Here is a 13,304-nt window from a genome sequence, read left to right on the forward strand (position 1 = left end):
GAAGTAGACGTAATCTTTCCTAGATAATTTTTCGAGAATTATTTCTTAATATGTGCTTCAATTACTATAACTAATAACTGATAACTGATAACTAATAAATAACTGGTTTGACGTTTATTGTAATTGTCAAATTTTATGTTAAAACTGGTTTTAAATCTAGATGCTCATTAACTTTATCTGCGATTGAATCTAAAATAATTTCTCGTTGTTCTCTATAATTAGAAATACTAGTTGGTAAACTGTTTAATCCCCGTTTGTGACGTAGGATATTTAACCAAGAACGACGCCAAGAACCATTATCAAATATTCCATGTAAATAGTTTCCCCAGATAGAATCATAACTATCGACAAAACCCAAATCATAGTCATTAAATAAAGGCTTAACTATATCTGGTTTTGTAACTATAGTTCTACCTTGATGAATTTCATAACCTATGACTGGTAAATTTCCTAAGGGATAATTAGCAATAACTTGTCGCTGACTGGCAATTTTTTTAGGAGTAATTGTAGTTATTAAGGGTAGTAATTCTAATCCTTTATATTCTCCTTGTTTTCCTTCTAAACCTTGAGAGTCAATTAAAACTTCACCAAGCATTTGAAATCCACCACAAATTCCCATTACTATACCACCAGAACTTTGGTAAGATTTGATGGCTTCTGCCATACCACTTTTTTGTAATACTAATAAATCGTTTATAGTAGTTTTAGTACCAGGGATAATTATGGCATCAGGATCACCCAAACTATCATTAGGATGAATATATTTAATTTTGACACTAGACTCTGCTTCTAAAGGTTCAAAATCAGTAAAATTAGAAATTCTTGGTAATCTAATGATAGCAATTGTAATATCAGTTGTATGTTTATTATAACGTTGTTCTAAAATACTCAAAGAATCTTCTGCGGGAAAGGCTTCATTAATCCAAGGAATGACACCTATTACAGGAATATTAGTTTTTTTTTCTAACCAGTGAATACCTGAGTCTAAGAGAGATCTTTGTCCTCTAAATTTGTTAATTACTATTCCTTTGATTAAATTTCTTTCTTCTGGTTCTAGTAATTCTAATGTACCAATAATATGAGCAAAAGCACCTCCTCGGTCAATATCAACTACTAAAATTGTAGAGGCATTCAAATGTTTGGCGACTCGCATATTAGTTAGATCTCGGTGCTTCAGATTTATTTCTGCTGGACTACCGGCTCCTTCACAAACTATCATGTTAAACTCTTGAGATAAAGTTTCTAAAGATTCTTGGATGGCATTCCAACCAATATCAAAATACTGCTGATAATAATCTACAGCTCCTACAGTACCACTAGCTTTTCCTTTAATAATAACTTGAGAAGTCATATCTCCTTGAGGCTTTAATAAAATTGGGTTCATTTCTATTGCAGGAGTTACACCTGCGGCCCAAGCTTGTACTGCTTGAGCATGACCCATTTCTCCACCGGTAGATGTGACATAGGAGTTCAAAGCCATATTTTGTCCTTTGAAGGGGGTGACTTTCCAACCACGACGTGATAAAATTCTACAGATGGCTGTAGTAATTAGAGATTTTCCGGCATGGGAAGTAGTTCCCACTACCATAATTGCTTTCATAGTTTTTTTTAGTTCTGTTTGATAGGGAGAGAGTTTAAAGAGGAATTCTAAACCAAGGAGCTATGAATTTATTCAGGCGATCGCTAATTGAAGGTTGAGGCTAGTTTCCAATTGAGAGTGTATTTTTTAACTAATTGATGACCCATAGGAGTTAGACGAAAACTGTCTGTAATTCCTTGTCTATCAACTTCCTTTCTTAGTACGCCTACCTGAATTAGCCATAAAAGATAATTTTCACTTTTCGAGTTCTGATCAAGGGAAATTTATGTAGGAATTTTTAAGCTAATTTCAGAGATTTTTGATTTTAATCCCACACTTTGAACCCCCATTGTGACAAATAAGTTAATTTGAAATAGACTACAACTCAGTGCTTTTTCTGCCCTTTTTACAGTACAAGTTGGATATTGAAGTGAAATTAGATTGGGACATTCTACAGAGGCCATGTTAATTTTATATATCAAGAACATTTATATTTTTAAGTTAACAAAAATTATAGTTTAAGGTCTCAAATCAAGGATTTTGAGCTCATATCATATATATAAATTATTTGATGTTATTTTAAATACAAAAAAGGAATTGACTATAAATTAAAAATTTATTTTTGCTAATCATTATTTTTTCTAATAATATAGATCAGAAAATACAGCATCGGATAAGACAAATCATTTACCAGGTATGAATAGTAAAACTCTTGTAGTGTAGTTATTTTGCTTACTAGGTGTATATTTCTGAGCAGGGGGAAGTTCTGTTTAAAATAGATTTGGAAGTAACAAGTTTTCAAGAATCCCAGAATACCCTAGAGTAATAATAGTTTTTAAAGATAAAAGAAGGATTCTATGGCACTATCTGTTGGCACTAAAGCACCTGAATTCACAGTAAAAGATACTAACGGCAAGACTGTTTCCTTATCTGATTTTGCTGGTAAAACAGTGGTTATGTATTTTTACCCTAAAGATGATACCCCTGGTTGCACCAAGGAAGCTCAAAGTTTCCGAGACAACTACGCTGAATATCAAGGTAAAGATATGGTTGTTCTTGGTGTAAGTATGGATGATGAAGCTTCTCACAAAGCTTTTACTGAGAAATATGGTTTACCATTCCAATTATTAGCAGATGTTGATGGTGCTATCACTAAAGCTTATGATGTTGAGGGTGGTGGATATCCTAAGCGTGTTACTTATATTATTGACGCTGAAGGAAACATTTCTCACGTTGATCAAAATGTGAAAACGGGTAGTCATGCCCAAGATATTTTAGAGGTCATTGGTAAAAAATAATGTTGTCCTAATTAGGAATTGCTGATTAACTCTCAAGGTATTAACTGATTTTGGCAAGTTTCTTTTTGTCTTGAAAAAAGTGCAAGTTTTTCAGTCTAGAAAACTGACGGATATTAGTACTTTGGGCTGACCATAGTAGAGGACGGCAAGGGGCAAATATATCTAATTAATTTCCATTTCGACTTAGGGACGTTGCATACAACGTCCCTGTCTACTCCTGAGTTCTGAGTTATACGCGGATCCATGTATGCTTTTTTAGCAAGCTCTGATTTTTTATGAGTAGGATGGGCTTCAACTGTCGCACTGGATAAAAACGGTCAAATTTAGGTGACAAAATAGGAAGATGCTGTAGGTCACAATCAATTTTGATGATTATCGGTACCGCAAAAGGAGAAAGGTTAATGCAGCTTGATTTTAGTTGTGGTATTCATGAAAAAGTTTTTGCCCCTAATAAATAGTTTAGGAACAGTCGGAAAAATTGTTAGTGAGGTCTGAGATACTTTAATTGAATGGGAACCTCGTATTAATATTTTAGATGTTGATACTACTCAAGAGCCACAGAAACCTAAAGAAACCTAATTTCATTTCCATTCTGGTAAATTATCAAGTCTGTGCTGCGAATAATATTTTTAACTTAGTTTATCTTTTTTATTTACAGTAATTTATGATGACTTCTTTATCTCCCAAAATTGACCAGGGCAGAAAAAAAGAAAAAAACAGAATTACATCTGTGTTGATTTTCAAAGAAAGTTTTTTAGACTGTGATCAAACCAAAGAAGCTATTGTGATGAGCTAAAACATGAATGTCTACTTATGTATTTTCATGGTATAGGTTTGAGGGCAATTGGAAGAGTTAAAGGTATAAGTATTCATAATAGTAAGTTTTCAGTAAGACCGTCGACTAAAAACCTACAAAAAAAGCTATCCTTAAAGGGGAATACTTGAGACCAAATTTTACTGTCAAAAGAATTTTATCTAGCTAAACTGCTATAGTGCTGATCACCATTCTAGAGTAAGCAAATGTTGAGTGACACCATCCAAAATCAACTCACATTTGCCAACCTTAAGGGATTATATATCCAAATCAGTAATTTTCAATTTCGGCCCGTAAGTCTCAATAAACTCACGCCTCGGTGCCACCCGATCGCCCATCAAAACTGTAAATATCCGATCCGCTTCTGCAGCATCTTCAATTTCCACCCGTTTCAAAGTCCGAGTTTCAGGGTTCATGGTTGTATCCCACAACTGAACTGGCATCATTTCACCCAAACCTTTAAATCTTTGGATAGTATAGTTAGCATTATCCGGAAACTCATTTTGAATCAGTTCATTAAGTTCACGATCGCTATAACAATAATAATGATTTCGACCCCGTTCTACCTTGTACAATGGGGGGCAAGCAATATAGATATAACCCTGGTCTACTAAGGCCCGTTGGTATCGATAGAAAAACGTTAACAATAAGGTGCGGATGTGGGAACCATCAACATCAGCGTCAGTCATAATAATTACCTTATGATACCGCAGTTGAGAAGCGTCAAATTCATCTCCTTTGATGCCCAAACCCAAAGCTGTAATCATTGATTGAATTTCATTATTTTTGTAGATTTTGGCATCATCGGTTTTTTCAATATTGATAATTTTACCCCGCAACGGTAATATAGCTTGGAAACGGCGGTCGCGGCCTTGTTTTGCACTATTATGAACAAAAACTCCACTAGCTAAGGCAAAATTATGAGTATTGGGAACTTCAATATCATAAACATCTAACCGCTCCTCAAGGGGTTCAATAGAAACAACCCGATAATTATAGTGATCATTATAGTTAGGAATGATATCCCGCGCTAAAAATTCGTCCCTTTCAGAACAGCGATATGCCAACTCAAGATTTGTCTTATGGAATTCCAAGTGTTTCTCAGTTAGCAGCCCCTCAGTCTTGGTAGAATTGAGTTTCTTAAAGCCAACATGATAACAAGAGTCTCCATTTGCTGACTGATATACTCCTGCTTTTAAGTTATAAAAATCTGGCAATAAATGAGTATAAATCCAACTTTCTTTTTGAGGGCTCCAAACCATTTCATAACCATCTAATTCCTGGCTATTTTCTGTCTTTTGAGATGACTTTTGAGACAGGGGCATTAAAGAATCATTTCCTGTTAATAAAGCTGCTGGTTTATAACTACCATCCCTGAGCATAAAAAGATGGTCTGGAGTACAAATTATAGTTTCATTATTATCCAAAATTATCTTAATAACTGAGGCATTTTTTTTGGTTATTCTAGCATTAATTATCCTTTCAATGGCAACATTTCCACTCTGATTAATTGTATAACAAAAATGTTCTTTACCCTCAGCTTGTTCGGCTACTATTTCTGCAAAACTCAGTCTACGTCCATCAGCTAAAATAACTTTTTGATTCCCAGCAAAGCATCCAGAAGCACTGTCACCTTCCACTAGGTATATCTCCGATTCTTCTGGGTTTTTTGTACTGCAGTCTGCTAGTTTTCCTGGTAATGGAGAAGATTCTAAAACAGATTTTCTCCGCACTAAATCCCTGGCTCTACGGGCTGCTTCTGCTGCTTTAAAAGCTTGAATTGCTTTATCTAAAACTGCATCAGCAACTTGAGGATTAAAATCTAAATATTCACTTAAAACCTCTCCGACCAAAGAATCAACAATACCCCTAACTTCAGTATTGCCTAACTTAGTTTTGGTTTGACCTTCAAATTCTGGTTCTGGAACTTTTACAGAAATAACTGCCGTCAAACCTTCCCGAACATTTTCACCACCTAAATTTGGATCACTATCTTTGAGCTTATTGCGCTTGCGAGCAATACCATTCATTGTTCTAGTTAAAACTGTCTTTAACCCTTCCAAATGAGTACCACCATCGATAGTCCGAATATTGTTGGCAAAACCGAGAACATTATCACTAAAAGCATCTATGCACCATTGCAAAGCTACTTCTACTTGTACATCATTCTTTTCCCCTCGGACAAAAATCACTTCTTCATGGAGAGACTGTTTTTCCCGGTTCATGTAGGTGACATATTCCTTAATACCACCCTCATAACAATAAGATTCTACTTTCGGTTCATCGCTTTTGACTAACTCCAGGCGGTTATCTGTAATTGTAATCTTGACACCTGCATTTAAATATGCTAGCTCTCGCAAACGACCAATTATGGTATTATAATCAAATTGTATGCCTGTAGTAAAAATTTCCTGATCTGGGAGAAACTGTACTGATGTACCTGTGCGCTTTTCTTTGTTAGGTTTAGATTTTAAGTCTCCAGTAGGTTGGCCCCGTTCGTAACCTTGGATATGGGTTTTTTTATCACGCCAGACTGTTACCTCTACCCACTCGGATAAGGCATTGACTACGGAAACCCCCACACCGTGTAGTCCCCCAGAAACTTTATACCCACCTCCACCAAATTTACCTCCAGCATGGAGAACAGTCATTACTGTTTCTAAGGCTGACTTACCTGTTTTTGAATGGGTATCGACTGGAATACCTCGGCCATCATCCGTAACTTTGACAGAACCATCTTTGTTCAGGTCAACTTCTATGTGAGTACAATAACCGGCTAGGGCCTCATCGATGGAGTTGTCAACAACTTCATAGACTAGATGATGGAGTCCACGAGGCCCAGTGGTTCCGATGTACATTCCCGGTCGCTTGCGTACTGCTTCGAGACCTTCCAAAACTTGTATTTGTTCAGCACCGTAATTGTTGCTGGCCATATCAATATATCTCCCAATAATGGCTTTAATACTAACTTTCGTTAATAAATGACTTTTTTCTCATAAATTATAGCATAATAGCCTTAAAAGCTACTCTAGGCTATTTTCAGGATAAATTTATTTAGGGTATGCAGATACTATAGATTAATCGAAGTACGTCGTTTTATTTATGAATTTTTAATTTTTGATTTTAATTTTTGATTTTAATTTTTAATTTTTGATTTTTGATTTTTGATTTTTCCAATTTTAAAGTTTGTGTTTTGAAATACAGAATTTAGGTTTGAAAGGTATTTTCGGCAATTGTGATGTTTGGTAAAATTGAAACTAAAATAGAATACTATAGATAAGTTAATAATTTCTCTGAGTTTTGGCTTTTGACTTTAATTACTATTTGCGGTCCAACTGCTACAGGTAAGTCTGGATTGGCCTTAGATTTGGCCCATAGGTTGGGTTCAATAATTCTGAGTGCAGACTCCCGTCAGATATATAAATATTTTAACATTGGAACGGCAAAACCAACTATAAAAGAACAACAGTTAGTATCTCATTATTTAATAGATATCTGTGAACCTACAGAGATTTTGACTTTAGCAGAATACCAGAAACAGGCGCAAAGCTTTATTCAGTCTCCTGGTTCTCAAACTGATGTGGTATTGCCAACATTATTGGTGGGGGGTACTGGTTTATACATTAAGGCAATAGTTAAGGGTTTGAAAATTCCTAGGGTGGGGCCTAATGAAAAGTTGCGATCGCAATTAGCAAATTTAGGTCAAAAACAATGTTACAAAATGTTGCAGCAGGTTGATCAGGTTGCCGTTGAGAAAATTCACCCGAATGATGTGGTCCGAACTTTACGAGCATTGGAGGTATTTTATGTGAGTGGGAAACCAATTTCTCAACAGCAGGGAGAAGACCTTCCAAATTATCCAATTTTGCAAATAGGGTTAGACTGTGATGTAGAAGTTTTGGGGGAACGTATTCGTGATCGGACTGAGAAAATGGTGGAAGTTGGGTTAGTGGAGGAAGTCAAGTGTTTGTGTGAAAAATATGGTGAGAAGTTGCCTTTATTAAATACTTTAGGTTATGCAGAAATGAAACAATATTTGGCGGGAGATATTTCCTTGGCTGAAGCGATCAAAGCAACAGTTTTACATACTCGTCAGTTTGCCAAGCGACAACGCACTTGGTTTCGAGGATATCCAGAAATTGAATGGTTTGATGGGAATGCCCCAAATTTATTGGACAAGGTTTGGGAGCGGGTGAGGGAGTTTACTAGAATACTGGCAGAAAAGACACAGGAGTGAGGCACCTGAGTGCAGAAAGTCGGTTGTTAGACTGATATTACTTAGACTTCTTAATTTTACAGCAAATTCTAAGTATATAAAGTATAAACATTAACTATCAAAATAAATATTAACTATCAAACCTTTCCAGTGCCGCCAGGATGACTGTTATTGCCTGACAAATAAGAATTCCTGATCAGCTAAATTTTTTCCAAAATGAACAGTTTTGTGGAAAATTATGTGAGATTTTAATATCAGTTGTTTTAGGTAATTTTTTTATGGTTACTAGCCTTGTCAAAAATCAACCCTACATTCTTTCTGATGAACCTACTCAGTCTCTAGTTGTTGTTTGCCCAGGAAGAGGGGGCATTGTCACTGAGTGGCGCACTCAAGACCAAAAAATATTTTACATGGATAAGGAGCGTTTTGCTGACCCGGCTCTTTCGGTGCGCGGTGGTATTCCTCTATTATTCCCTATTTGCGGTAACTTACCTGAGGATACCTACACCCTAGACGGAGAAAGTTACAAACTTAAGCAACATGGTTTTGCTCGTAACCTCCCTTGGCAAGTTACACAACAGTCTGGGGAGAATGGCGCTAGTATTACTTTGGCTCTGTCCAGTAATGATCAAACTTGGGAGATATATCCATTTAATTTTGAGTTGAATTATACTTATATATTGCGGGGTAATACTCTAGAAATGCGATTTTCTCACACAAATTTATCTCAAAAACCTATGCCATTTTCTACAGGTATTCACCCTTATTTTGCTGTGAATGATAAGAGTCAATTAGAGTTTGATTTACCTTCAAATGAGTATCAGGTCAAAGGGGAACAAACTGTTAATACTTTTTCTGGAAAGTTTGATTTTAACTCTGAAGAAATTGATTGGGCGTTTATTAATTTGGCAAAACAGTCAGCTGTAGTTACTGATAAAAGTCGCAATTTAAAGTTGACTATTAATTATGATAGTAATTACTCGACTTTAGTTTTTTGGACTCTAAAAGGTAAGGATTTTTATTGTTTAGAACCTTGGACTGGTCCTCGGAATGCGATGAATACTGGTGAACATTTATTAATTGCTGAACCTGGTAGAACTGTGGAAACAGTAATTAGTATGACAGCAGAATTGGGTTAGTTGAAAACTTAACTTTTTTTAGGGGCAATTCATAAATTGCCTCTACTTACCAAAGCGAAATATGACTGTAAAATTATTATCTGATCAAGTTTGCTAAATTCGGTGAAAAATTACTGTTTCCACAAGATTTTATTTTCAGCAAAGATGCATTTTTTTTTTAAGTTCTCTTTCCTCCTAATTCCTAATTCCAGTTTTCTTCATTCCGCTCTTCCTCATTGACTGCAATTTGCGTGGATGGTGAGGCACAGTAGAAAGTTAATTTCTCTTATCTATTTAAGAAAAAGTTATCAAACTTTGTACCTCACGCGCCTCCGAAACTACTCTAAGTTTTATTGTGTAATTCCTATTAGACTTCTGATGATCATTAATCTCAAAGTCTTGAAATTATTGGGTAAAAATTTGGTTTCCGCAGACGTATATTAAGTAAATTACATCCCAACTACATCCCAAGTTGAACTGAACCTTGCGGGGTTAAGTCCACTATCCTTTGTGCCCTCATCGTTCATCAACCAAATTCTGTTAGCTCCATTTGGGTGATGCCAGAAAATGTCTGCGACTCCGTCAGTATTGAAATCTGCGACTCCCGCTACATCCCAAGCTGACCTGAAGCTTCCGGGGTTAAGTCTACTATCCCGTGTGCCCTCATCGTTCATCAACCAAATTCTGTTAGCTCCATTTGGGTGACGCCAGAAAATGTCTGCGACTCCGTCAGTATTGAAATCTGCAACCCCCGCTACATCCCAAGCTTTACCAAACTTTCCGGGGCTAACTGTACTATCCCGTGTGCCCTCATCGTTCATCAACCAAATTCTGTTAGCTCCATTTGGGTGATGCCAGAAAATGTCTGCGACTCCGTCAGTATTGAAATCTGCAACTCCAGCGACATCCCAAGCTTTACCAAACTTTCCGGGGTTAACTGTACTATCCCGTGTGCCCTCATCGTTCATCAACCAAATTCTGTTAGCTCCATTTGGGTGATGCCAGAAAATGTCTGCGACTCCGTCAGTATTGAAATCTGCGACTCCAGCGACATCCCAAGCCTTGCCAAACTTTCCGGGGTTAACTGTACTATCCCGTGTGCCCTCATCGTTCATCAACCAAATTCTGTTAGCTCCATTTGGGTGACGCCAAAAAATGTCTGCGACTCCGTCAGTATTGAAATCTGCGACTCCAGCGACATCCCAAGCTTTGCCAAACTTTCCGGGGTCAACTGTACTATCCCGTGTGCCCTCATCGTTCATCAACCAAATTCTGTTAGCTCCATTTGGGTGACGCCAGAAAATGTCTGCGACTCCATCGGCATTGAAGTCAAACCGGGTTGGTTCAGTGTCGGTGGGAGGGGGGCTAGTTTGGGGGGAGCTAGTTTGTTCCGATAATTTTATGACAAAACCATCCCCGAAGCCATTAGAGGTAAAATCATTGTTCCCATCGCCGTCGATGTCAATGTTGCCATAAAAAGAACCCCCCACGAAGACATTGTCGCTGCTGTCTGTGGTTATGCTATTAGCATAGTCCAAACTGCTACCGCCGATCTGTTTAGCCCAGACCAAATTGCCATTGCTGTCGAACTTGGCTACATAACCATCCGTGAATCCATTAGAGGTCAAATCATTGTTTCTATCGCCGTCGATGTCAATGTTGGCGGAAAAAATACCCCCCACGAAGACATTGCCACTGCTGTCTGTGGCTATGCTATTAGCATAGTCATCACTGCTACCGCCGATCTGTTTAGCCCAGACCAAATTGCCATTGCTGTCGAACTTGGCTACATAACCATCCGTGAATCCATTAGAGGTAAAATCATTGTTCCCATCGTCGTCGATGTCAATGTTGCCATCAAAATAACCCCCCACCAAGACATTGCCGCTGCTGTCTGTGGTTATGCTATTAACATTGTCCCAATTGCTACCGCCGAGCTGTTTAGCCCAGACCAAATTGCCATTGCTGTCGAACTTGGCTACATAACCATCCAGGTCGCCATTAGAGGTCAAATCATTGTTCCAATCGCCGTCGATGTCAATGTTGCTCCGAAAAGAACCCCCCACCAAGACATTGCCACTGCTGTCTGTGGTTATGCTATAAACATTGCCACTGCTGTCTGTGGTTATGCTATAAGGAGAGTCCCAATTGCTACCGCCGATCTGTTTAGCCCAGACCAAATTGCCATTGCTGTCGAACTTGGCTACATAACCATCCCCGAAGCCATCAGGGATCAAATCAATGCTCCCATCGCCGTCGATGTCAATGTAGCTCTCAAAAGAACCCCCCACCAAGACATTGCCGCTGCTGTCTGTGGCTATGCTATTAGCATTGTCCCAATAGCTACCGCCGATCTGTTTAGCCCAGACCAAATTGCCATTGCTGTCGAACTTGGCTACATAACCATCCCCACCATCCCCGAAGCCGTTAGAGGTAAAATCATTGTTCCCATCGCCGTCGATATCAATGTTGCTCCGAAAACTGCCCCCCACCAAGACATTGCCGCTGCTGTCTGTGGTTATGCTATTAACATAGTCATCAATGCTACCGCCGATCTGTTTAGCCCAGACCAAATTGCCATTGCTGTCGAGCTTGGCTGCATAAATATCCCAGTCGTTATTAGAGGTCAAATCATTGTTCCCATCGCCGTCGATGTCAATGTTGCCCTGAAAAAGACCCCCCACCAAGACATTACCGTTGCTGTCTGTGGTTATGCTACTAACGTCGCCAGAGCTGCTAGCGCCGATCTGTTTAGCCCATTCAAATTGCAGGTTGAGGGTATCGGAGTAGCTGGCCATCGTTTCTACTTGCAATGCTAGAGAGAGCTTGCTTTTACCCGTCCTCACCTCCAACTCCCAGTTCCCCCCTTTAACTGCCGCCCCAGTCAAAGACTTAGAAGCCGCTATCTCAGCCCCCGTCAACCGATGCAACTTATCAATAAACTCTTCCCCCCCATCCCCGGCAGCGACGTTACAACCATAGAGCAGAAGGTTGTCTAGTTGCCATTGTTGCAGTTGGGACTCATAGCCCTTGAGAGTATCCAAACTCAATTGGCTATTTCCCAGATACAGACAACCAGGAGAACCGTGGGAGATAATATGAAGGGTATCCGTTTCTGGATTTTTTTGGAGGATATCCCCTATCTGTTGGATACCGTCAGTGTCGCCGCCGAGGAGAAAAGGTTTAACTCCCGTAACGACTCCCTTTAATAGTTGCTGGTAGTTTTCTACACTAGCATCTATTATTACTATACTTTTTGTGTTTAGTTTCATTATTTTTGAGAGATAAATTAAATTTTTAGATATTTTGGGGTCTGAAATTTCCTATGGGGTCTAACTGCGATATAGCTGCTGTACTTGCCGCTTTACCCAAGCTTTCCCAAAAAGGAAGTACCATTGGGGCCCAAAACAGACAAACCTAAGATAATCTACATAAATCTTTTGTTTTCTATAAAAAATCACTCCTATTCCTGGTAATAGTCTGCCAGTCAACTAAAGCATTTGCTGAAGAAGGTACCTAGTTTGACAGTAAAAGTATCAGCCGAAAAAATATTAGTGATACCAGTACCGTGAGCGCTATCTTTAACAGGGTTAATATTGAAACTATTAGGATATCCTAAACCAGTGAACCCCTCTACAGTAATAGTGCCTAGACCAGACAGAGTTCTGTAAACTATTAGGGTTAGCAGGATAGTAGTTAAAAGCAGTAGCAGAAGCATGTTTCCTATATCTGAACATTACTATTCTCAATGCTAAAAAGTGCAGAACCTAAAACACCACTTTCACAAGTACGAGCTACAGTAGCACACCTCAAAGCGCTCCAAGAACTAGTCTGCTAACTACAGTGAAGCAAGAAATGATTTGGTTTTTCATTTTCAACTTTTTTAATTCCGAGGTAACTTCTGTTTTCTAATCTTAAAATAATTTTTGTTTTCAGGTAACGTAAATTCTATAGTATTTTTTAATGACATATACTATTTATATTTATATTATTTATGTAAAAAGTTATATAATTTATCTAGTTTAATTTTTTTTTAAATAACAAAATTTTCCAAAAAATGCAATAAAATAATCTGTGTAAACAATGTTAAAAAAGCCTTAAATTCTATTTCAGAATACATATCAAACGGTCAAAAGAAAGTATGTAAGCATTCAGCCATTGAATGCTTATCTAAGTTGACGGTAAACTTGGAGTAGGAAAAAAAATATTTAGCCCGAATAAAATCACAACTAAATTTTATAAAACTACAGCAAACTTGTTATCAAATATATAAATCAAA

General features: G+C 37.9%; 7 protein-coding genes. 3 read left to right on the plus strand and 4 right to left on the minus strand.

Annotation, left to right across the window (positions count from 1 at the left end):
• Nucleotides 1-133: 133 nt before the first annotated feature.
• Complete coding sequence (cobQ, locus tag TERY_RS19020) at nucleotides 134-1,600, minus strand: cobyric acid synthase CobQ (RefSeq protein WP_011613314.1); 1,467 nt, start codon at nucleotides 1,598-1,600, stop codon at nucleotides 134-136.
• An 83-nt stretch (nucleotides 1,601-1,683) separates the two neighbouring features.
• Complete coding sequence (locus TERY_RS37450) at nucleotides 1,684-1,863, minus strand: Npun_F0494 family protein (protein WP_370497282.1); 180 nt, start codon at nucleotides 1,861-1,863, stop codon at nucleotides 1,684-1,686.
• 573 nt (nucleotides 1,864-2,436) lie between these two features.
• Between TERY_RS37450 and TERY_RS19030 the strand changes: the two genes are divergently transcribed.
• Nucleotides 2,437-2,877 carry a redoxin domain-containing protein gene (locus TERY_RS19030; RefSeq protein WP_011613315.1) on the plus strand — a complete coding sequence of 147 codons (441 nt, stop codon included), beginning with the start codon at nucleotides 2,437-2,439 and terminating at the stop codon, nucleotides 2,875-2,877.
• A gap of 1,071 nt (nucleotides 2,878-3,948) precedes the next feature.
• Here TERY_RS19030 and gyrB read toward each other — a convergent pair.
• Entirely contained in the window at nucleotides 3,949-6,624 is a 2,676-nt protein-coding gene (gene gyrB, locus TERY_RS19040; RefSeq protein WP_011613316.1) for a DNA topoisomerase (ATP-hydrolyzing) subunit B, read from the minus strand.
• Nucleotides 6,625-6,998: 374 nt separating this feature from the next.
• On the opposite strand from gyrB, the gene miaA reads away from it, so the two are divergent.
• Both miaA and TERY_RS19050 read left to right on the plus strand, forming a co-directional pair.
• Entirely contained in the window at nucleotides 6,999-7,928 is a 930-nt protein-coding gene (miaA, locus tag TERY_RS19045; RefSeq protein WP_011613317.1) for a tRNA (adenosine(37)-N6)-dimethylallyltransferase MiaA, read from the plus strand.
• A gap of 257 nt (nucleotides 7,929-8,185) precedes the next feature.
• Entirely contained in the window at nucleotides 8,186-9,046 is an 861-nt protein-coding gene (locus TERY_RS19050) for an aldose 1-epimerase (RefSeq protein WP_011613318.1), read from the plus strand.
• A 428-nt stretch (nucleotides 9,047-9,474) separates the two neighbouring features.
• Here the strand turns inward: TERY_RS19050 and TERY_RS25725 are convergent, their stop codons facing one another.
• Nucleotides 9,475-12,297, minus strand: a complete 2,823-nt coding sequence (locus TERY_RS25725; RefSeq protein ID WP_011613319.1) for a DUF4347 domain-containing protein — start codon at nucleotides 12,295-12,297, stop codon at nucleotides 9,475-9,477.
• Nucleotides 12,298-13,304: the final 1,007 nt, after the last annotated feature.

This window comes from Trichodesmium erythraeum IMS101, from assembly GCF_000014265.1.
Taxonomy (GTDB): Bacteria; Cyanobacteriota; Cyanobacteriia; order Cyanobacteriales; family Microcoleaceae; genus Trichodesmium; species Trichodesmium erythraeum.